Source organism: Escherichia sp. XD33 (genome assembly GCF_019375075.1).
In the GTDB taxonomy this organism is placed as follows: domain Bacteria; phylum Pseudomonadota; class Gammaproteobacteria; order Enterobacterales; family Enterobacteriaceae; genus Enterobacter; species Enterobacter flexneri_A.
This window is the reverse complement of the sequence record NZ_JAENDM010000052.1, coordinates 1-20,695: the sequence shown is the minus strand read 5'-3', so window position 1 is coordinate 20,695 and position 20,695 is coordinate 1. Positions and strand designations below refer to the sequence as shown.

Sequence of the window (20,695 nt, the reverse complement as noted above, 5' to 3'; positions counted from 1 at the left end):
GCCTCACTTGGCGATATGCGCAATTGTGGCGATTTCCACCAGCGCGTCAGGTTTTACCAGTCCGCACTGAATGCAGAATCGCGCCGGTTTATCACCCGGAAAAAACTCGGCGTAGATTTCGTTAATCGCGGCGTAATTTTTCCAGTCGGTAATAAAGATGCTGTTGAAGGTCACATCCGCCATCGTGCCACCCGCCGTCTCGATCACCTTGCGGATGGTTTCCAGAACGTGGCGGGTTTGCGCCTTTGGGTCATCGGCAAACAGCACGTTATTATGTTGATCAAAAGCCAGCGTACCGGAGACATACACCACGCCATCAGCCAGCGTGCCGGGAACGAAGGGGGCCAGCGGTGCGCTGCTGCCAGCGGGAATAATTACGGATTTTGGCATCGTTAAACTCCTTAAGCGATACGAGCAAAGGACGTGGGAGAAAGCGCGTCGCAGAACGTTTCGACGTCGCTGACCCAGCCAAAAAAGGTTTCGATATTGAACAACGCAGCTTTCTGCGCAAATTCCGGCCCCGCCTGGTGAGTTGCGTCTTCCAGCACCACGCCGAAATACTCCAGAAAAAAGCCGTCGCGTAGCGTCGATTCGACGCAGACGTTGGTAGCGATGCCGGTGAAAACCAGATGGCGTATTCCGCGGCTGCGCAAAATGCTGTCCAGCGGCGTATTGAAGAAACCGCTGTAGCGCGGCTTCGGCAGCACAATATCGCCAGGCTGCGGCACCAGTTCATCCACCAGTTGATAATCCCAGGAGCCTTTCGCCAGCAATTTCCCCTGCAGCTGCGGCTGTTTACGCATGGTTTTCAGGGCGTTCGATTTATGAAAATTCGGTGAGCCAGGGCCGCCAGCCTCGACATACTGTTCATCCCAGCCATTTTGAAACCAGATGATCAACATCCCTGCCGCTCGCGCTGCAGTCACGGCGGTTTGAATGTTGGCAATGACCGGGCGAGTGGTTGAGACATCAAACCCGGCGAGATCTAAGTAGCCGCCTGGCGTGGCATAGGCGTTTTGCATATCCACCACGATCAGCGCACTTTGCTGCGGATCGAAGGTAATGGCTTCCGGTCGAGCGGTTAATGTCGTCATCATGCCACCTCCTGAGTCAGCACAGGGAGATGGGCGCGGCACTGCATCAGTGGTTGAATGCGCTCGCCGAAGGTTTCGATTCCCGACAGAAAATCGTCGAAGGTTAACAGCACGCCTTCGGCACCAGGCACGCTTGCGACTTCATCTAACATGCGCGCGACACTGGCGTAAGAACCGACTAACGTCCCCATATTGATGTTTACCGCCGAAGTGGGATCGGCCATCTGACGGACGTTGGTGTCAGTACCTGAGCGGGTATCTTTCTGACTTTGTTCGGTTAGCCAGCTTAACGCCTCTTCATCCGCGCCCGCTTTGTAGTGTTCCCATTTGGCGCGAGCGGCATCGTCGGTTTCATCGGCAATCACCATAAACAACACATAAGAGCCAACGTCGCGTCCGGTTTGCTCTGCGGCCTGTTTCATCCGCGCAGCGGTCGGGGCGAAAGCCGTGGGTGTATTTACGCCTTTGCCGAAACAGAAGTTGAAATCGGCATACCGGGCGGAGAACGCCATGCCAGCGTCGCTTTGCCCGGCGCAGATCACTTTCATGGGGACACTCGGTTGCGGACTCACGCGACAATCATTCATGGTGAAAAAATCGCCTTTAAAATCGCTTTTCCCCGTGCCCCACAGGTCGCGCAGCACCTGAACATATTCGGTGAGATAGTCGTAACGACGGGAGAAATAGTCATCGCCAGGCCAGATACCCATCTGCTCATACTCGGGCTTTTGCCAGCCAGTCACGAGGTTGACGCCAAAACGCCCGCCAGAGATGGAGTCGATGGTTGCGGCCATACGGGCGACGATTGCCGGAGGTAACGTTAAGGTGGCAGCAGTGGCGTAAATCTGAATGCGCGAGGTCACGGCCGCCAGCCCCGCCATCAAGGTGAACGACTCAAGGTTGTGATCCCAGAACTCAGTTTTGCCGCCAAAGCCACGCAGTTTGATCATCGACAGGGCGAAATCGAAATGGTAGTGCTCCGCTTTTTGCACAATGGCTTTATTCAGTTCAAAGGTCGGCATGTACTGCGGCGCGTGGGTCGAAATGAGCCAGCCGTTGTTGCCAATAGGTACGAATACGCCAATTTTCATCATCAACCTCTCTTCGTCTCGTAAAGTGAAAGTCAGACGGGGCGCTGCATCCTGCATATCCTTTTCAGCCGCGTATTGGCTTGTTTGCAAAGCGGATGCCAGTTTTTAAAAAGTTAATGTTATTAATCTGTTAACATTACGTTATCTAAAATATCTGGTAAAAAGTGGACTAAACGGTCAAAACAGTTGCACATAAAACATGCATCTGTGCGCGATGAGAGTGCAGAAGGTCGAGGCCGGGCGGGGGTTTTGCTATCCTGTTGCCAATCTACAAGAGGGGAGAGCGCATGACGCAAGGCGCAGTGAAAACAACGGGTAAACGTTCGCGCGCAGTAAGCGCGAAGAAAAAAGCGATTCTTAGCGCAGCACTGGACACTTTTTCACAATTCGGTTTTCACGGCACAAGGCTGGAGCAGATCGCAGAGTTGGCGGGTGTTTCAAAAACCAATCTGCTGTATTACTTTCCGTCAAAAGAGGCGCTGTATATTGCCGTGCTGCGGCAGATTCTCGATATCTGGCTGGCACCGTTAAAAGCGTTTCGTGAAGATTTCGCCCCGCTGGCGGCGATCAAAGAGTACATCCGTCTGAAGCTGGAAGTCTCACGCGATTATCCGCAGGCTTCGCGCCTGTTCTGTATGGAGATGCTGGCAGGCGCGCCGCTGTTAATGGATGAACTGACGGGCGATTTGAAGGCATTAATTGATGAGAAATCGGCGCTGATTGCCGGTTGGGTCAAAAGCGGCAAACTCGCGCCGATTGATCCGCAGCATTTGATTTTTATGATTTGGGCTTCCACTCAACATTACGCCGATTTCGCCCCTCAGGTGGAGGCGGTGACAGGCGCGACGTTGCGCGATGAGGTATTTTTCAATCAAACGGTTGAAAACGTGCAGCGGATTATTATTGAGGGGATTCGACCACGTTAAAGATGCCGGAGGAGGTTGTAACATCCTCCGGCTACCTGTTTAACCTATAGTCATTAAGCTGGCGTTACCGCCAGCGGCAGCGGTATTCACACTCAGCGAACGCTCGATATACAGCCGTTCCAGAAGGATATTGCTTTCGCCACGGGCAAAACCCTGCACCGAAACAATTGTGCCATCCCGCGCGGCAACTGCTTCACACAATGCGCGAAGCTGATCCGAATCACCGTGGAAGATCACCGCATCAAACGGTTGAGCGGTTATATTTTCCGCTTTCGCCAGTTGAATACGTTCGCTGACTGCCGATGGCAATGCCTTCACTAACTGACGATGCAGCGCGTCATCCGGCCACAGTACCTGGCTGCCCACCGCCAGCACGGCGGCGAGCTGAGTCAGCGCATCCTGCTCATCATCGGCAATACACAACACGCGCTCACGCGGCAGCAGCGTCCAGGTGTTGCGTTCACCCGTCGGCCCCGGCAGCAATCGTTGTGTTCCTGCCTGCGCCAGCTCGCCATATTGCGTACATAACGCCTGCAATTCTGGACGATTTGCTGCCCATTCCCGCAGTGCATTTAGCGGCTGAGTCAATGCGGCTTTCAACTGCGCATCGACCGGATACTTTGCATCCTGACGCGCGAGCGTCACTGCCAGCGCACTTTCCGGGCGATTCGCCAGCAGACGGTAGAGATAGAGCGGACCGCCTGCTTTCGGCCCGGTACCGGACAACCCTTCGCCGCCGAACGGCTGCACACCAACCACTGCGCCCACCATATTACGGTTAACATACAGGTTACCAACATGGGCCGAGCCAGTGACCTGGGCGATGGTTTCATCAATGCGCGTATGGACGCCAAGCGTCAGACCATAACCGGAAGCGTTAATCTGCTCGATCAGCTCTGGTAGCTGGTTACGGTTGTAACGCACCACATGCAGCACCGGACCAAAGACCTCTTTTTGCAATTCGGCAAAGTCATCCAGTTCGATCAGCGTCGGGGCGACAAAGGTGCCGCTTTGCCATTCACGGGCATCTTCGCTGTTTTCCCGCACCGCCTGGAACACCGGACGGCCTTTGCTACGCATGGTCTGAATATGGCGCTCAATATTGGCTTTCGCTTCGCTATCAATCACTGGACCGATATCGGTGGTCAGGCGACCCGGATTACCCATCCGGCATTCGGCCATTGCGCCGCGCAGCATTTTCAACGTGTGGTCGGCAATCTCATCTTGCAGGCACAGCACGCGCAGCGCCGAACAACGCTGACCCGCACTGTCGAACGCCGAGGCCAGTACATCCACGACGACCTGTTCGGTCAGTGCTGAAGAATCGACAATCATCGCGTTCATGCCGCCGGTTTCAGCGATGAGCGGAATAGGGCGACCCTGAGCGTCCAGGCGGCTGGCGATATTGCGCTGCAGTAACGTAGCGACTTCGGTTGAACCGGTAAACATCACCCCGCGCACGCGATCATCACCCGTCAGTTGCGCGCCCACGGTTTCACCCCGACCTGGCAGCAATTGCACCACGCCTGGCGGTACACCCGCTTCCAGCAAAATGGCGATCCCTTGCGCGGCAATCAGCGGCGTTTGTTCTGCCGGTTTTGCCAGCACGCTGTTACCTGCCGCCAGTGCGGCGGCGATCTGCCCGGTGAAAATAGCCAGCGGGAAGTTCCACGGACTGATACACACCACAGGCCCTAATGGACGGTGGGTTTCGTTAGCGAAATCATCCCGCACCTGTCCGGCATAGTAGTGGAGAAAATCGACCGCTTCGCGCACTTCGGCAATGGCGTTACTGAAGGTTTTTCCGGCTTCACGCACCAGAATACCAATCAGTTGCTGCATCTGGCTTTCCATTAGCACGGCAGCGCGGTGCAAAATCGCCGCGCGTTCAGCCGGAGGCGTGGCAAACCAGATTGGCGCGTTATTAACCGCACTTTCCAGCGCCTGTTCTACTTCACGCGGCGTGGCTTCACGCACATAGCCCACAATATCTTTCGGTTCTGCAGGGTTAATAACGGGCGACATCTCACCTGCCGCTACCGGTTGTTCCAGCATTGGCAAGGCCTGCCATTTTTGCAGTGCACTATTGAGCAGGGCAGAGGAGAGCGAGGCCAGACGGTGTTCGTTAGCGAGATCCAGCCCTGCCGAGTTGTCGCGCCCGTGACCGTAAAGATCGCGCGGCAGGGGAATTTTCGGATGCGGTAATCCAGTTTGCCCTTCCTGTTGCGCCAGTTTTTCTACAGCAGTGACCGGATCGGCGACCAGTTCATCCAGTGGCAAAGAGGTGTCGGCAATACGGTTAACAAACGAGGTGTTAGCACCGTTTTCCAGCAGGCGGCGCACCAGATACGCCAGCAGCGTTTCATGTGTGCCAACCGGGGCATAAATACGACACGGACGGTTAAGTTTGCCGTCGGCAACTTTCCCGGTGACCTGCTCATACAGTGGCTCGCCCATACCATGCAGGCACTGGAACTCGTACTGACCCGGATAGTAGTTTTGACCAGCCAGTTGATAAATCGCTGCCAGCGTATGGGCGTTGTGCGTTGCGAACTGCGGGTAGATTAGATTCGGCACCGCCAGCAGCTTTTTCGCACAGGCGAGATATGAAACGTCGGTATACACCTTGCGGGTATAAACCGGATAGCCTTCAAGGCCGTCCATCTGCGCACGCTTGATTTCACTATCCCAGTACGCGCCTTTCACCAGGCGAATCATCAGACGGCGACGGCTGCGGGTGGCGAGATCAATCAGGTAATCAATCACCAGTGGGCAGCGTTTTTGATAAGCCTGAATAACAAAACCGATACCGTTCCAGCCTGCCAGCTCAGGCTCGAAACAGAGTTTTTCCAGCAGATCGAGGGAGATCTCCAGACGATCGGCCTCTTCGGCGTCAATGTTGATACCAATATCGTACTGACGCGCCAGCAGGGTGAGTGATTTCAGACGCGGGTAAAGCTCTTCCATTACCCGGTCATACTGGGCGCGGCTATAACGCGGATGCAGCGCCGACAGTTTGATTGAAATGCCCGGCCCTTCATAGATGCCACGACCGTTAGACGCTTTACCGATGGCGTGAATCGCCTGCTGATAGGAAACCATATACGCCTGTGCATCTGCGGCGGTCAGCGCGGCTTCGCCCAGCATATCGTAAGAGTAACGGAAACCTTTCTCTTCCAGCTTGCGGGCATTGGCTAACGCTTCCGCGATGGTTTCGCCAGTGACGAACTGCTCACCCATCAGGCGCATCGCCATATCCACACCTTTGCGGATCAGCGGTTCACCGCTTTTACCGATAATGCGGTTCAGCGAGCGGGAGAGGCTGGCTTCGTTATGGGTGGAAACCAGTTTGCCAGTAAACAGCAGCCCCCAGGTGGCGGCATTAACAAACAGTGACGGGCTACGACCAATGTGTGACTGCCAGTTACCGTTGCTGATTTTGTCGCGAATTAACGCGTCGCGGGTGGCTTTGTCGGGAATACGCAACAACGCTTCCGCCAGACACATCAGCGCCACGCCTTCCTGCGATGACAGCGAAAACTCCTGCAATAACCCCTGGACCATACCTGCGCGACCACTGGCATTTTTTTGATTACGCAGTTTATCGGCCAGCTGATACGCCAGTTTGTGCGCCTGTTCAGCAACTGGCTGCGGCAGGCGGGCTTGTTCCAGCAGCATAGAAACCGCTTCGGTTTCCGGGCGGCGATAGGCCGCGGTGATCGCGGCGCGGGAAACCGACTGGGGCAATATTTGCTCGGCAAAGTCGAGGAATGGCTGGTGTGGTTCCTCTGCCGGAGTCGGTGCTTCATCGCTCTCATTGGCCGCGCCAGAAAGCAGCGCAGGTAGCTCCGGCAGAGTATCGCTGTTTTCCAGTTGTTCGAGATAAGAAAAAATCGCCTGCTTAATTAACCAGTGTGGTGTGCGATCGATACGTGTCGCGGCAGACTTAATACGCTCACGCGTCGCGTCGTCCAGCTTAACCCCCATGGTGGTGGTTCCCATGCCATTACTCCTGTTGTTCAGAAAGGTGCAACTTAACGTTATCGTGAAATATCCATGATGTTGCAACTTTGTGCAACCATGTTAAATGTGACATGCGTAGCAAGCTTAAAAATGAATGAAATGTTAATAAAAGAAATCGATATGACAGGGATTAAAAAAATAACTCAGACTTTTTCTCTGCGGCAGTTAACATTTTTGAAAGGTGCAACCGCAAAAAATGTGAGAGAGTGCAACCTGATGAAAAATAGTGTCGCTGAGCACTAAAATTTAATGTAAATGGTGTGTTAAATCGATTGTGAATAACCAGCGCTTCCGGCAGGATACGGTCGCCCTGGTAAAACATAAACTCTGTTACCCCGTTCCGGTGGCAGATATAACGGCAAGTTTCGACATTGCCGATAATAATTTTTTGGAGACTTTAGATGGCTATTAGCACACCGATGTTGGTGACATTTTGTGTCTATATCTTTGGCATGATATTGATTGGGTTTATCGCCTGGCGATCAACGAAAAACTTTGACGACTATATTCTGGGCGGTCGTAGTCTTGGGCCATTCGTGACGGCATTATCGGCGGGTGCGTCGGATATGAGCGGCTGGCTGTTAATGGGGTTGCCGGGCGCTGTTTTTCTTTCCGGGATTTCCGAAAGCTGGATCGCCATTGGCCTGACATTAGGCGCGTGGATTAACTGGAAGCTGGTGGCCGGGCGGTTGCGTGTGCATACCGAATACAACAATAACGCCTTAACACTGCCGGATTATTTCACCGGGCGCTTTGAAGATAAAAGCCGCATTTTGCGCATTATCTCTGCGCTGGTTATTTTGCTGTTCTTCACCATTTATTGCGCTTCGGGCATTGTGGCAGGCGCGCGTCTGTTTGAAAGTACCTTTGGCATGAGCTACGAAACGGCTCTGTGGGCGGGCGCTGCGGCGACGATCCTTTACACCTTTATTGGCGGTTTCCTCGCGGTGAGCTGGACTGACACTGTACAGGCCAGCCTGATGATTTTTGCCCTGATCCTGACGCCGGTTATCGTCATTATCAGTGTCGGTGGCTTTGGTGACTCGCTGGAAGTGATCAAACAAAAGAGCATCGAAAACGTTGATATGCTCAAAGGTCTGAACTTTGTTGCCATTATCTCACTGATGGGTTGGGGGCTGGGTTACTTCGGGCAGCCGCACATTCTGGCGCGTTTTATGGCGGCGGATTCTCACCACAGCATTGTCCATGCGCGTCGTATTAGTATGACCTGGATGATCCTCTGCCTGGCAGGGGCGGTGGCTGTCGGCTTCTTTGGGATTGCTTACTTTAACGATCATCCGGCGTTGGCTGGTGCGGTAAATCAGAACGCCGAGCGTGTGTTTATCGAACTGGCGCAAATTCTGTTTAACCCGTGGATTGCCGGGATTCTGCTGTCGGCAATTCTGGCGGCGGTAATGTCAACCTTAAGTTGCCAGCTGCTGGTGTGCTCCAGTGCGATTACCGAAGATTTGTACAAAGCGTTTCTGCGTAAACATGCCAGCCAGAAAGAGCTGGTGTGGGTAGGGCGTGTGATGGTGCTGGTGGTGGCGCTGGTGGCGATTGCGCTGGCGGCAAACCCGGAAAACCGCGTGCTGGGCTTAGTGAGCTACGCGTGGGCAGGCTTTGGCGCGGCGTTTGGTCCAGTGGTGCTGTTCTCGGTGATGTGGTCACGCATGACGCGTAACGGTGCGCTGGCGGGGATGATCATCGGTGCGCTGACGGTTATCGTCTGGAAACAGTTCGGCTGGCTGGGACTGTACGAAATTATTCCGGGCTTTATCTTCGGCAGTATTGGGATTGTAGTGTTTAGTTTGCTGGGTAAAGCGCCGTCAGCGGCGATGCAAAAACGCTTTGCCGAGGCCGATGCGCACTATCATTCGGCTCCGCCGTCACGGTTGCAGGAAAGCTAAGGGACTTAGCCTGCGGCGGTTTTGTTTGGCTTCAGCAGCGGGTTGCGCTCCCTTAATGTGCCTCGCCATATAAATTGAATGGTGCAGGGAGCGCGCAGGGGGCGGCCAATCGCCGCCGCCCCCTGCTGTCCCGGCCTTCGGGGAACGCTTCAGCGATTTTGACGCCACCAACACCCGAGCTGTTATTATGTTCCGGGCAAAAAGTTAGATTTGATAATCGCGGATGGACGAAATTGCTTGATACACCCGCTTATCAGTTTTACATGGAAGCTCTGATGCATTGAGTCTGGACAGTTTTGTCGGCTGGATACGGCGTTTACGCGGCATCCGGCAAGAACACATGGCTCGTTGTAAACAATCCCATCTTTGTACCTGGAATAATCGTTTATATCCCCTGGCATTACCTCTCTTTGTTTACATTTCAACATCATTTTATAAACATTCCGCTTGTATTTTTCTTTACCGTAATGATAATCGCTATCACTGCGATTTACTTTTCTTTGCATAGATTGACTCAGAAAAACGTTTAAGGGTGGGTGGCATGTTTGTTCCGTTTCTCATTATGTTGCGCGAAGGACTTGAAGCCGCGCTGATTGTCAGTTTGATTGCCAGCTATCTTAAGCGTACCCAGCGAGGCCGATGGATTGGTGTGATGTGGATTGGCGTGTTGCTTGCCGCTGCGTTGTGCCTGGGCTTGGGTATCTTCATTAACGAAACCACCGGCGAATTTCCGCAAAAAGAACAGGAACTGTTTGAAGGTATCGTGGCGGTGATCGCCGTGGTGATCCTTACCTGGATGGTTTTCTGGATGCGCAAAGTGTCGCGCAACGTCAAAGTGCAACTGGAACAGGCAGTCGATAGCGCATTGCAGCGTGGAAATCATCATGGCTGGGCGCTGGTGATGATGGTCTTTTTTGCCGTTGCAAGGGAAGGGCTGGAGTCGGTCTTTTTCCTGCTGGCGGCATTTCAACAAGATGTCGGGATCTGGCCGCCGCTGGGTGCAATGCTCGGTCTTGCTACTGCCGTGGTGCTAGGCTTCCTGCTCTACTGGGGCGGTATTCGCCTCAATCTTGGTGCATTTTTTAAATGGACCAGCCTGTTTATTCTCTTCGTCGCCGCAGGGCTGGCAGCTGGTGCCATTCGCGCATTTCATGAAGCCGGATTGTGGAACCACTTTCAGGAAATCGCCTTCGATATGAGTGCGGTGCTCTCAACTCACTCGCTGTTTGGCACGCTGATGGAAGGGATTTTTGGCTATCAGGAAGCGCCGAGCGTCAGCGAAGTCGCCGTCTGGTTTATTTATCTCATCCCGGCGCTGGTGGCACTTGCTCTGCCACCACGCGCAGGGGCGACAGCGTCTCGCTCCGCGTAACAAATACGACGCAAACTCTTGCTTAGTTACAACATACTTTAAAGGGATAGTCTCGTCATGACCATTAACTTCCGCCGTAACGCATTGCAGTTGAGCGTGGCTGCGCTGTTTTCTTCTGCTTTTATGGCTAACGCCGCTGATGTGCCGCAGGTCAAAGTGACCGTGACGGATAAGCAGTGCGAACCGATGACCATTACGGTTAACGCCGGGAAAACACAGTTCATTATTCAGAACCACAGCCAGAAGGCGCTGGAGTGGGAGATCCTCAAAGGCGTGATGGTGGTGGAAGAGCGGGAAAATATCGCCCCTGGCTTTAGCCAGAAAATGACGGCGAATTTACAGCCTGGCGAATACGATATGACCTGCGGTCTGCTGACTAACCCGAAAGGGAAGTTGATCGTCAAAGGTGAGGCAACGGCGGATGCGGCGCAAAGTGATGCGCTGTTAAGTCTTGGTGGTGCAATTACTGCATATAAAGCGTATGTCATGGCGGAAACCACGCAGCTGGTGACCGACACCAAAGCCTTTACCGACGCGATTAAAGCAGGCGATATCGAAAAAGCGAAAGCACTGTATGCACCGACGCGCCAGCACTATGAGCGTATTGAACCGATTGCTGAACTGTTCTCCGATCTGGATGGCAGCATTGACGCCCGTGAAGATGATTACGAGCAAAAAGCCGCCGACCCAAAATTCACTGGTTTCCACCGTCTGGAAAAAGCATTGTTTGGCGACAACACCACCAAAGGAATGGATAAGTATGCCGACCAGCTTTATATCGATGTGGTCGATTTGCAAAAACGCATCAGTGAACTGGCTTTCCCACCTTCAAAAGTGGTCGGCGGCGCAGCCGGACTGATTGAGGAAGTGGCAGCCAGCAAAATCAGCGGTGAAGAAGATCGCTACAGCCACACCGATCTGTGGGATTTCCAGGCTAACGTTGAAGGCTCGCAGAAAATTGTCGATCTGCTGCGTCCACAACTGCAAAAAGCCAACCCGGAACTGTTGGCAAAAGTCGATGCCAACTTTAAAAAGGTCGATACCATTCTGGCGAAATACCGTACTAAAGACGGTTTTGAAACCTACGACAAATTGACCGATGCCGACCGGAATGCACTGAAAGGACCGATTACTGCGCTGGCGGAAGATCTGGCGCAACTTCGCGGTGTGCTGGGACTGGATTAAGCGTTATGCAGTATAAAGATGAAAACGGCGTGAATGAACCGTCACGCCGACGTTTACTGAAAGGGATTGGTGCACTGGCGCTGGCGGGAAGTTGTCCGGTCGCTCATGCACAAAAAACGCAAAGTGCGCCGGGTACGCTTTCACCGGATGCACGCAATGAGAAACAGCCGTTTTATGGTGAGCATCAGGCAGGGATCCTGACGCCACAACAGGCCGCAATGATGCTGGTGGCGTTTGATGTGCTTGCCAGCGATAAAGCCGATCTTGAGCGGTTGTTTCGCTTGTTGACTCAGCGTTTTGCTTTTCTGACTCAGGGCGGAGCAGCACCAGAAACGCCAAATCCGCGCCTGCCACCACTCGATTCCGGCATTCTTGGCGGCTACATTGCGCCCGATAATCTCACCATCACGTTATCGGTGGGTCACTCATTGTTTGATGAGCGCGTTGGCCTTGCGCCACAGATGCCAAAAAAGCTGCAGAAGATGACGCGTTTCCCCAACGACTCGCTGGATGCGGCGTTATGTCATGGTGATGTGTTGCTACAGATTTGCGCCAACACCCAGGACACGGTGATCCATGCGCTGCGCGATATCATCAAACACACGCCGGATTTGCTCAGTGTGCGCTGGAAGCGGGAAGGGTTTATTTCCGATCACGCGGCGCGTAGTAAAGGCAAAGAGACGCCGATTAATTTGCTGGGTTTCAAAGACGGCACTGCCAATCCCGATAGCCAGAATGATAAGTTGATGCAAAAAGTGGTGTGGGTAACGGCAGATCAGCAGGAGCCTGCGTGGACAATCGGTGGCAGCTATCAGGCAGTACGCTTGATTCAGTTTCGAGTGGAATTTTGGGACAGAACGCCGCTGAAAGAACAGCAGACGATTTTTGGCCGTGATAAGCAAACCGGTGCGCCGCTGGGAATGCAGCATGAGCATGATGTGCCTGATTACGCCAGCGACCCGGAAGGGAAGGTGATCGCGCTGGACAGCCATATCCGGCTGGCGAATCCCCGCACGGCGGAGAGTGAGTCCAGCCTGATGCTGCGTCGCGGCTACAGTTATTCGTTGGGGGTCACCAACTCCGGACAACTGGATATGGGGTTGCTGTTTGTCTGCTACCAGCACGATCTGGAAAAAGGCTTCCTGACAGTACAAAAAAGGCTCAATGGCGAAGCGCTGGAGGAATACGTTAAACCTATCGGCGGCGGTTATTTTTTTGCGCTGCCGGGGGTGAAGGACGCGAACGATTATTTCGGAAGCGCGTTATTGCGGGTTTAATGTTTTTAGGCGGATAAGGCATTTGTGCGCAGATGCCTGATGCGACGCTTGCGCGTCTTATCATGCCTACAATCAGTGCGGGTTTGGTAGGCTGGATAAGGCGTTCACGCCGCATCCGGCGATCGTGCACTGATGCCTGATGCAAATCCTGCTGAAAGCACACAGCTTTTTTCATCACTGTCATCACTCTGTCATCTTTCCAGTAGAAACTAATGTCACTGAAATGGTGTTTTATAGTTAAATATAAGTAAATATATTGTTGCAATAAATGCGAGATCTGTTGTACTTATTAAGTAGCAGCGGAAGTTCCCGGCAGTGATAGTCAGTCACTATGGAGATCGCGGATGGTAACGTCCTGTACTGGACATGTTTTAGATAATCAACGCGCCACCACTCGCGGAGTTTTCTCCTCCGGTAGTCATCTCGCCACTTTGCATTTTCAACCTCATCCTTTCTTTTCATGTGTTACCGACGCCGTAAACGGTGCGCGTAGCCGTTTTTCGGCATTTTATCCAAAAGCAAACTATGGCTTACAAGGAAGCCAACCCTCTGATGTTCGTGCGCATAATCGCGCTGCCAACGGCGCGTGTGATGAATACAAACAACTCAAGGTGCTCTCCATGGGAAGACAAAAAGCAGTGATCAAAGCTCGTCGCGAGGCAAAACGTGTGCTGAGACGGGATTCGCGCAGCCATAAGCAGCGTGAAGAAGAATCGGTCACCTCGCTTGTGCAGATGAGCGGCGTAGAAGCCATTGGTATGGCCCGCGACAGTCGCGATACCTCGCCTATCCTCGCGCGAAATGAAGCGCAATTGCACTATCTGAAGGCTATTGAGAGTAAGCAGCTGATATTCGCTACGGGCGAAGCCGGGTGCGGAAAAACCTGGATCAGCGCAGCAAAAGCGGCAGAGGCCCTGATACATAAGGATGTCGACAGGATTATCGTCACCCGTCCAGTTCTGCAAGCCGATGAAGATCTTGGCTTCTTACCTGGAGATATCGCAGAAAAGTTTGCTCCCTATTTTCGCCCGGTCTACGACGTGCTGGTCCGGCGCTTAGGGGCTTCCTTTATGCAGTACTGCCTGCGACCGGAAATAGGGAAGGTGGAAATCGCGCCGTTCGCCTATATGCGTGGACGTACCTTTGAAAATGCAGTCGTCATTCTTGACGAGGCGCAGAATGTGACTGCCGCGCAAATGAAAATGTTTTTAACCCGCCTCGGGGAGAACGTGACGGTTATCGTCAACGGTGATATCACACAATGCGATTTACCTCGCGGTGTGCGCTCCGGATTAAGTGACGCGCTGGAACGTTTCGAAGAAGATGAAATGGTCGGGATCATCCGATTCGGTAAAGAGGATTGCGTACGTTCGGCACTTTGCCAACGTACGCTGCATGCCTACAGTTAAGTGTGTTATCGGTGCAGAGCCCGGGCGAACCGGGCTTTGTTTTATTTCAACAGATTTTCACTTCAGGTTAGCGTTCAGGGGGGCGACTTTGAGCGTGTTGATAAGCTGAACTGGAGTCTGGTTTAGATACTCTTACCAGGCATTTTTCGTCATAGCATCAGACCAGTGTAATACTGCCAGCGCGGAGAGTTTTTCTTCCAGAAGCCAAAAAAATGAGCATCTGCCTATCTTTTTTCGGCCATTCAACCTGTACAGGAGATCTGGTGCCAATTTTGCTTATGAGGTTTAATCAACAATGGGCCATAATTTGCCTGACTGATTAACACTGAATATATTCCTCTGATTTATTCTTTAGGGATAATATTATAAATGTAAGGTTAATCTTAATTAATTCTTTTGGCTAATATTGTGTGTTGTTATTTTTTTTGTGGAAGGCAAGCTGCAATGGCAAAATAGGGATGGTTGTAATAATCAAAACATGATACTAACTATATATTGATCGTTGCATTGTTGGCATGTAACACGTTTCAGCGAGTAACATTGGTAATGAAATATAATCAACATGGATAGGTGAAAATTAATTATGAGCTTTATGGCTTTTGTAACTTGTTTGACAATTGCATTTATCGCCGGTTTTGCTGTTGCCAGAAAATTGACACTCCGAAAAGTTGCCTCATCGGTAATCATCGCTAAATCGCAACCAGTCCCTTCATCTGCAACTTCCCCTGCCGCTAAGGCGTCGACAAGGAGCTATATACCGCAGAAAACCTATCGTGACTCTCGTTGGCAAGAGCGAGATGAGTTATTTCAGGGAATGGTTGCCGAAGGTATTTTATTGGAAAGAAAAGAGTGGTTAATCACGCGTTGTGAAAAAATGTATTTCGATAATCTGGAAAAATGGTTTGGACACTATTGTCATATCCATTGCCAGGTCTCTCTGGGGCGCTTGATCAACTTTCCAGAACAACCTGAGTTTAGCGAAGAAGAAAGAAAGCGTTTCTTTGCAATTTATAATGGCATGGCAATGGATTATGTTCTGGTTTCAAAGAAGAACAATAAAATAGTCTGTGTTATTGAGCTGGATGACCCGAGTCATGAAAGGGCGGATCGCATTATTCGTGACCGTTGGTTGGATACGATTATGACTCTTGCACGGGTGCCTTTTGTACGAGCTTCTGTCACTAAATTGGAGGAAATCCCTCCGGTCTGGGAGACTCGTGACAAAATTCGCCCATTAGTCGCGGCGACAAAGAGTGAACCGTTGCATTAACTAAGTATCCCGGTCGGGGCTTCTCATCCCCCCGGTGTGTGCAATACACGAAAAAAAAGCCCGTACTTTCGTACGAGCTCTTCTTTAAATATGGCGGTGAGGGGGGGATTGACTCGCTTCGCTCGCCCTGCGGGCAGCCCGCTCACTGCGTTCACGGTCTGTCCAACTGGCTGTCGCCAGTTGTCGACCCCCGGTCGGGGCTTCTCATCCCCCCGGTGTGTGCAATATACGAAAAAAAAGCCCGTACTTTCGTACGAGCTCTTCTTTAAATATGGCGGTGAGGGGGGGATTCGAACCCCCGATACGTTGCCGTATACACACTTTCCAGGCGTGCTCCTTCAGCCACTCGGACACCTCACCAAATTGTCGTTCCTGTCTTGCTGGAACGGGCGCTAATTTAGGGAAATCATGACCTGAGGTCAACAAACTTTTTTAAAAAATCGCGCGTTTATTCAAACTTCAATCAATATGTGGTTTTAATAAGCGAAATCTGCTTTTTTTGCCACCGACCACGGATTTGTTATGCTGGTGGTCTTTGTAGATCATAACGATAAGTGCGAATAAATTTCGCACAACGCTTTTCGGGAGTCAGTATGGATATCATCTTTTATCACCCAACGTTCGATACCCAATGGTGGATTGAGGCACTGCGCAAAGCTATTCCTCAGGCAAGAGTCAGAGCATGGAAAAGCGGAGATAATGACTCTGCTGATTATGCTTTAGTCTGGCATCCTCCTGTTGAAATGCTGGCAGGGCGCGATCTTAAAGCGGTGTTCGCACTCGGGGCCGGTGTTGATTCTATTTTGAGCAAGCTACAGGCACACCCTGAAATGCTGAACCCTTCTGTTCCACTTTTTCGCCTGGAAGATACCGGTATGGGCGAGCAAATGCAGGAATATGCTGTCAGTCAGGTGCTGCATTGGTTTCGACGTTTTGACGATTATCGCATCCAGCAAAATAGTTCGCATTGGCAACCGCTGCCTGAATATCATCGGGAAGATTTTACCATCGGCATTTTGGGCGCAGGCGTACTGGGAAGTAAAGTTGCTCAGAGTCTGCAAACCTGGCGCTTTCCGCTGCGTTGCTGGAGTCGAACCCGTAAATCGTGGCCTGGCGTGCAAAGCTTTGCCTGACGGGAAGAACTGTCTGCATTTCTGAGCCAATGTCGGGTATTGATTAATATGTTACCGAATACCCCTGAAACCGTCGGCATTATTAATCAACAATTACTCGAAAAATTACCGGATGGCGCGTATCTCCTCAACCTGGCGCGTGGTGTTCATGTTGTGGAAGATGACCTGCTCGCGGCGCTGGATAGCGGGAAAGTTAAAGGCGCAATGCTGGATGTTTTTAATCGTGAACCCTTACCGCCTGAAAGTCCGCTCTGGCAACATCCACGCGTGACGATAACACCACATGTCGCCGCGATTACCCGTCCCGCTGAAGCTGTGGAGTACATTTCTCGCACTATTACCCAGCTCGAAAAAGGGGAGAGGGTCTGCGGGCAAGTCGACCGCGCACGCGGCTACTAATAAAGCATCAGGATTCCTGCTATCCTTGGCGGGAATTGAATACAGGAGAGAGTTATGTATCCCGTCGACCTTCATATGCATACCGTTGCCAGCACACATGCATATAGCACATTGAGTGATTACATTGCCCAGGCCAAACAAAAGGGCATTAAACTTTTTGCGATCACCGATCATGGCCCGGATATGGAAGATGCGCCGCATCACTGGCACTTCATTAACATGCGTATCTGGCCGCGAGTGGTTGATGGGGTAGGGATCCTGCGCGGCATCGAAGCTAACATTAAAAATGTTGATGGTGAAATTGACTGCAGCGGTAAAATGTTTGACTCGCTGGATCTAATTATTGCCGGTTTTCATGAGCCGGTTTTTGCGCCACATGACAAAGCGACCAATACACAAGCGATGATCGCCACTATCGCCAGCGGCAATGTGCATATAATAAGCCATCCCGGAAATCCCAAATATGAAATAGATGTGAAAGCCGTTGCTGAAGCAGCCGCGAAACATCAGGTGGCGCTGGAAATCAATAATTCCTCATTTTTACACTCACGTAAGGGCAGTGAAGACAACTGTCGTGAGGTAGCCGCAGCGGTACGTGATGCTGGAGGTTGGGTGGCATTAGGCTCGGATTCTCACACCGCGTTTACCATGGGGGAATTTGAAGAGTGTCTTAAAATCCTCGACGCGGTAGATTTTCCGCCAGAGCGCATTTTGAATGTTTCTCCGCGCCGCTTACTGAACTTCCTTGAATCTCGCGGTATGGCACCGATTGCGGAATTTGCAGACCTTTAATTACTAGTAATGGAAATATATTAATGAACGAGTTTTCTATCCTCTGTCGTGTGCTGGGTTCGCTCTATTACCGCCAACCACAAGATCCTTTACTGGTGCCGCTGTTTACCCTGATTCGTGAGGGGAAACTGGCTGCGAACTGGCCACTGGAGCAGGATGAGTTGCTGACACGTTTGCAGAAAAGCTGTGATATGACGCAAGTCTCTGCCGATTACAATGCGTTGTTTATCGGCGATGAATGTGCTGTGCCGCCATATCGTAGCGCATGGGTTGAGGGCGCGACGGAAGCGGAAGTGCGCGCTTTTCTTTCTGAGCGAGGGATGCCATTAGCGGATACGCCAGCCGATCACATCGGCACATTGCTGCTCGCAGCTTCCTGGCTGGAAGATCAGTCAACGGAAGATGAGAGCGAAGCACTGGAAACACTGTTCAGTGAGTATCTGTTACCCTGGTGTGGTGCGTTCCTTGGCAAAGTGGAGGCCCATGCAACCACGCCTTTCTGGCGCACCATGGCACCGCTAACCCGCGATGCCATTAGTGCAATGTGGGACGAGCTGGAAGAAGATTCTGAAGAATAAGTGTGATCTACGTCACACATAACCGCAACGGATAATTTGTTGTTGCATAAAATGTGTGCTCGATCTCATTCATGGCCGCGTTTTCTGCTATCATGCGCGGCATGAACATACTTCTCTCTATTGCAATCACAACAGGCATTCTCTCCGGTATCTGGGGATGGGTGGCTGTTTCCCTGGGCTTACTAAGCTGGGCGGGCTTCCTGGGCTGTACGGCCTACTTTGCCTGCCCGCAAGGTGGGCTGAAAGGGCTGGCGATCTCCGCTGCAACCCTGCTTAGTGGCGTGGTGTGGGCAATGGTCATTATTTACGGTAGTGCACTGGCACCACATCTGGAAATTCTCGGTTATGTCATAACCGGTATTGTCGCGTTTCTGATGTGTATTCAGGCCAAACAGCTGCTGCTTTCATTTGTTCCGGGGACGTTTATAGGCGCATGCGCGACGTTTGCCGGGCAGGGTGACTGGAAACTGGTGTTACCTTCGCTGGCGCTTGGGCTGGTATTTGGTTACGCAATGAAAAACAGCGGCCTGTGGCTGGCGGCGCGTAGTGCAAAGACGGTTCACCGTGAGCAGGAAATCAAAAATAAAGCGTGAGGGGCACTCACGCTTTCGCTTAAACAGTAAATGCCGGATTATTAATTCCGGCATTTTTATCTGTCAGGATTCCGGTGGAACCGACATATGGCGGTATTTCACCAGAATGTCATTCTGCCGTTCTGCTTTATTTTGCAAATCCCACAGACCACGGTCGATACCATCATTAATCAGGAAAATGACCCCTGTTTCGATAGCCGACATCAGACACAGCATAACGGGTTCGTTTGAGGTGTAACCCACTTCCCCTTCCAGCAAGCGCTGGTAGTCAATAAAGCGGAAAACCCCGGCCTGAACTTCATAGGAAAGTATCGTCTTACTGGTGTTCACCGAGGAGAGGATCTCACCGGTACTCACATTGACGACGCGCAGGTTCACGGCAATCTGATCGAGCTGGTATTGCGTGTCGGCACCGATGCCAAAATATCTTGCCCCAACCCCGCCAGATTTGACGTTGCTTTCATAACCGATAATCGAACCTTCAACCATGATATTTGCCGCCGTTAAAGATTGCAGCGGGATTCGGTTATTAATGGCAACCGTGCCGTTTTCTTGTGCCGCACGAATAATCTTGCGCTCGTTAAGCAGGTTTTGTAAGCCCTGGCGCTCCAGCGGTATAAACCAGCGAGAATCTTTCAGTGCCGTGACCAGCATTGCCGTGGCGCTTTGCGGAACAGCAGTGGAGAAGTTACTTGCCGGGTAGGGTTTAAATTGCCCGGTTTCGTCCTGAATGTTGTATACCGAAACAAAGATTTTACCCGTCGGCGCTGGCAGATGGGTCAAATCTTTGTAGCTCTGAGCACGAGGCATTAATGTCGGTCTGGCGGCTTCTTTAGGCGGGGCGGTTAAGCATCCGCTCAGTAACATGACGGCAACCAAAAGAAACAAGCGCTGCATGATTATTTTCCTTATGAAGCTGGGGCTTAAAAATCGGTTGAGTTATTTTGTAAACCCGAAACCTGGATGGTCGAGGTTTGTCCGGTTTTACGATCTGTCACGTTCAACTGCAATTGACCATCGCGGTTGGCAATATCGACAATATAATCGTTGGTCACCATGCGGCCCGGTTTACCGGTATTAATATTCGACAGTAGCCCACCTAAAATTTGTGACTGGATGGCCTGAGTAAAGTTATCTAACGCTGAGGGTGTTTCAATACCAAAGTCATCGTTATAGCTCGGATCTTTATAAGAGTTTTGGGCCTGAGCGCTATTTAATAAAAAAGCGCCATTATTTGGGTTACCACCAAAGTTTGGATTACGGAACTGGAAAGTCATGGTTCCAGCCCAACTTAATGGCGAAATAAGCATGAGTAGAACTACTGCATGTTTGACACGCATTGCAGCCTCCGAACAATTTTTTATTTAGAATTCATCATGCGCCAAATCGCCCGTACTTAATAAGGTAATGACTCCAACTTATTGATAGTGTTTTATGTTCAGATAATGCCCGATGACTTTGTCATGCAGCTCCACCGATTTTGAGAACGACAGTGACTTCCGTCCCAGCCTTGCCAGATGTTGTCTCAGATTCAGGTTATGCCGCTCAATTCGCTGAGTGTAACGCTTGCTGATTACGTGCAGCTTTCCCTTCAGGCGGGATTCATACAGCGGCCAGCCATCCGTCATCCATACCACGACCTC

18 protein-coding genes, 1 tRNA gene and 1 pseudogene are annotated in these 20,695 nt (G+C 51.6%); 12 read left to right on the top strand and 8 right to left on the bottom strand.

Annotated features, from left to right (window positions below; translation table 11 throughout):
- Window positions 1–3: 3 nt before the first annotated feature.
- Genes rutC through rutA form a run of 3 tightly spaced genes read right to left on the bottom strand, consistent with a single transcriptional unit; the run spans window position 4 to window position 2,185 of the window.
- A complete protein-coding gene (gene rutC / locus K0778_RS20955) occupies window positions 4–390 on the bottom strand; it encodes a 3-aminoacrylate deaminase (protein ID WP_001126780.1) in 387 nt (128 codons plus the stop codon).
- 11 nt (window positions 391–401) lie between these two features.
- The gene (gene rutB, locus K0778_RS20950; RefSeq protein ID WP_001307708.1) at window positions 402–1,094 is read right to left on the bottom strand and encodes a peroxyureidoacrylate/ureidoacrylate amidohydrolase RutB; all 693 of its coding nucleotides are present in this window, start codon (window positions 1,092–1,094) and stop codon (window positions 402–404) included.
- Entirely contained in the window at window positions 1,094–2,185 is a 1,092-nt protein-coding gene (gene rutA / locus K0778_RS20945; RefSeq protein ID WP_001619307.1) for a pyrimidine utilization protein A, read from the bottom strand. Before rutA ends, rutB begins: the two co-directional genes overlap by 1 nt.
- Before the next feature lie 287 nt (window positions 2,186–2,472).
- On the opposite strand from rutA, the gene rutR reads away from it, so the two are divergent.
- Window positions 2,473–3,111 carry an HTH-type transcriptional regulator RutR gene (gene rutR / locus K0778_RS20940; RefSeq protein WP_000191701.1) on the top strand — a complete coding sequence of 213 codons (639 nt, stop codon included), beginning with the start codon at window positions 2,473–2,475 and terminating at the stop codon, window positions 3,109–3,111.
- Window positions 3,112–3,150: 39 nt separating this feature from the next.
- Here rutR and putA read toward each other — a convergent pair whose 3' ends face one another.
- Window positions 3,151–7,113, bottom strand: a complete 3,963-nt coding sequence (putA, locus tag K0778_RS20935; protein WP_001360271.1) for a trifunctional transcriptional regulator/proline dehydrogenase/L-glutamate gamma-semialdehyde dehydrogenase — start codon at window positions 7,111–7,113, stop codon at window positions 3,151–3,153.
- A 54-nt stretch (window positions 7,114–7,167) separates the two neighbouring features.
- Between putA and K0778_RS20930 the strand changes: the two genes are divergently transcribed.
- The 7 genes from K0778_RS20930 to K0778_RS20900 all read left to right on the top strand — a co-directional run bounded on the left by K0778_RS20930 (window position 7,168) and on the right by K0778_RS20900 (window position 15,557).
- Entirely contained in the window at window positions 7,168–7,377 is a 210-nt protein-coding gene (locus K0778_RS20930) for a hypothetical protein (protein WP_000979516.1), read from the top strand.
- A gap of 158 nt (window positions 7,378–7,535) precedes the next feature.
- On the top strand, window positions 7,536–9,044 hold the full coding sequence (gene putP / locus K0778_RS20925; protein ID WP_001018479.1) for a sodium/proline symporter PutP: 1,509 nt from the start codon (window positions 7,536–7,538) through the stop codon (window positions 9,042–9,044).
- A 541-nt stretch (window positions 9,045–9,585) separates the two neighbouring features.
- Entirely contained in the window at window positions 9,586–10,416 is an 831-nt protein-coding gene (efeU, locus tag K0778_RS20920; protein ID WP_001619308.1) for an iron uptake transporter permease EfeU, read from the top strand.
- 57 nt (window positions 10,417–10,473) lie between these two features.
- Window positions 10,474–11,601 carry an iron uptake system protein EfeO gene (gene efeO, locus K0778_RS20915; protein ID WP_000154394.1) on the top strand — a complete coding sequence of 376 codons (1,128 nt, stop codon included), beginning with the start codon at window positions 10,474–10,476 and terminating at the stop codon, window positions 11,599–11,601.
- 5 nt (window positions 11,602–11,606) lie between these two features.
- Window positions 11,607–12,878 (top strand): iron uptake transporter deferrochelatase/peroxidase subunit, encoded by a 1,272-nt coding sequence (gene efeB / locus K0778_RS20910; protein ID WP_001199463.1) that lies wholly within the window; start codon window positions 11,607–11,609, stop codon window positions 12,876–12,878.
- 620 nt (window positions 12,879–13,498) lie between these two features.
- Window positions 13,499–14,287, top strand: a complete 789-nt coding sequence (gene phoH / locus K0778_RS20905) for a phosphate starvation-inducible protein PhoH (RefSeq protein WP_000533534.1) — start codon at window positions 13,499–13,501, stop codon at window positions 14,285–14,287.
- A gap of 583 nt (window positions 14,288–14,870) precedes the next feature.
- Window positions 14,871–15,557, top strand: a complete 687-nt coding sequence (locus tag K0778_RS20900) for a DUF2726 domain-containing protein (RefSeq protein WP_000009225.1) — start codon at window positions 14,871–14,873, stop codon at window positions 15,555–15,557.
- Window positions 15,558–15,829: 272 nt separating this feature from the next.
- Here K0778_RS20900 and K0778_RS20895 read toward each other — a convergent pair.
- A tRNA-Ser gene (locus tag K0778_RS20895) sits at window positions 15,830–15,917 on the bottom strand.
- 233 nt (window positions 15,918–16,150) lie between these two features.
- Here K0778_RS20895 and ghrA point away from each other — a divergent pair.
- The 4 genes and pseudogenes from ghrA (at window position 16,151) to K0778_RS20875 (ending at window position 19,052) form a co-directional block, all read left to right on the top strand.
- Window positions 16,151–17,089 (top strand): annotated as a pseudogene (gene ghrA / locus K0778_RS20890) (glyoxylate/hydroxypyruvate reductase GhrA).
- A gap of 54 nt (window positions 17,090–17,143) precedes the next feature.
- Window positions 17,144–17,881 (top strand): zinc-binding phosphatase, encoded by a 738-nt coding sequence (ycdX, locus tag K0778_RS20885; RefSeq protein WP_000283667.1) that lies wholly within the window; start codon window positions 17,144–17,146, stop codon window positions 17,879–17,881.
- 23 nt (window positions 17,882–17,904) lie between these two features.
- Window positions 17,905–18,459 carry a molecular chaperone YcdY gene (gene ycdY / locus K0778_RS20880; RefSeq protein ID WP_001001921.1) on the top strand — a complete coding sequence of 185 codons (555 nt, stop codon included), beginning with the start codon at window positions 17,905–17,907 and terminating at the stop codon, window positions 18,457–18,459.
- Window positions 18,460–18,560: 101 nt separating this feature from the next.
- A complete protein-coding gene (locus K0778_RS20875; RefSeq protein ID WP_063084480.1) occupies window positions 18,561–19,052 on the top strand; it encodes a DUF1097 domain-containing protein in 492 nt (163 codons plus the stop codon).
- A 63-nt stretch (window positions 19,053–19,115) separates the two neighbouring features.
- Here the strand turns inward: K0778_RS20875 and csgG are convergent, their stop codons facing one another.
- From csgG to K0778_RS20860, 3 genes are all read right to left on the bottom strand, one after another.
- A complete protein-coding gene (gene csgG / locus K0778_RS20870) occupies window positions 19,116–19,949 on the bottom strand; it encodes a curli production assembly/transport protein CsgG (protein WP_001189321.1) in 834 nt (277 codons plus the stop codon).
- 26 nt (window positions 19,950–19,975) lie between these two features.
- Window positions 19,976–20,392, bottom strand: a complete 417-nt coding sequence (gene csgF / locus K0778_RS20865; protein WP_001264088.1) for a curli production assembly/transport protein CsgF — start codon at window positions 20,390–20,392, stop codon at window positions 19,976–19,978.
- 78 nt (window positions 20,393–20,470) lie between these two features.
- Window positions 20,471–20,695 (bottom strand): IS1 family transposase (locus K0778_RS20860; RefSeq protein WP_024169623.1); only part of this gene is annotated, 225 nt, incomplete at its 5' end.

Bases quoted from the DNA above. Each gene is read 5' to 3' on its own strand.
- csgF (WP_001264088.1), bottom strand. From the start codon at position 20,392: ATGCGTGTCAAACATGCAGTAGTTCTACTCATGCTTATTTCGCCATTA.
- rutA (WP_001619307.1), bottom strand. From the start codon at position 2,185: ATGAAAATTGGCGTATTCGTACCTATTGGCAACAACGGCTGGCTCATT.
- K0778_RS20900 (WP_000009225.1), top strand. From the start codon at position 14,871: ATGAGCTTTATGGCTTTTGTAACTTGTTTGACAATTGCATTTATCGCC.
- csgG (WP_001189321.1), bottom strand. From the start codon at position 19,949: ATGCAGCGCTTGTTTCTTTTGGTTGCCGTCATGTTACTGAGCGGATGC.
- ycdX (WP_000283667.1), top strand. From the start codon at position 17,144: ATGTATCCCGTCGACCTTCATATGCATACCGTTGCCAGCACACATGCA.
- ycdY (WP_001001921.1), top strand. From the start codon at position 17,905: ATGAACGAGTTTTCTATCCTCTGTCGTGTGCTGGGTTCGCTCTATTAC.
- efeO (WP_000154394.1), top strand. From the start codon at position 10,474: ATGACCATTAACTTCCGCCGTAACGCATTGCAGTTGAGCGTGGCTGCG.
- putA (WP_001360271.1), bottom strand. From the start codon at position 7,113: ATGGGAACCACCACCATGGGGGTTAAGCTGGACGACGCGACGCGTGAG.
- phoH (WP_000533534.1), top strand. From the start codon at position 13,499: ATGGGAAGACAAAAAGCAGTGATCAAAGCTCGTCGCGAGGCAAAACGT.
- K0778_RS20930 (WP_000979516.1), top strand. From the start codon at position 7,168: ATGATGTTGCAACTTTGTGCAACCATGTTAAATGTGACATGCGTAGCA.
- K0778_RS20875 (WP_063084480.1), top strand. From the start codon at position 18,561: ATGAACATACTTCTCTCTATTGCAATCACAACAGGCATTCTCTCCGGT.
- efeU (WP_001619308.1), top strand. From the start codon at position 9,586: ATGTTTGTTCCGTTTCTCATTATGTTGCGCGAAGGACTTGAAGCCGCG.
- rutR (WP_000191701.1), top strand. From the start codon at position 2,473: ATGACGCAAGGCGCAGTGAAAACAACGGGTAAACGTTCGCGCGCAGTA.
- putP (WP_001018479.1), top strand. From the start codon at position 7,536: ATGGCTATTAGCACACCGATGTTGGTGACATTTTGTGTCTATATCTTT.
- rutC (WP_001126780.1), bottom strand. From the start codon at position 390: ATGCCAAAATCCGTAATTATTCCCGCTGGCAGCAGCGCACCGCTGGCC.
- efeB (WP_001199463.1), top strand. From the start codon at position 11,607: ATGCAGTATAAAGATGAAAACGGCGTGAATGAACCGTCACGCCGACGT.
- rutB (WP_001307708.1), bottom strand. From the start codon at position 1,094: ATGACGACATTAACCGCTCGACCGGAAGCCATTACCTTCGATCCGCAG.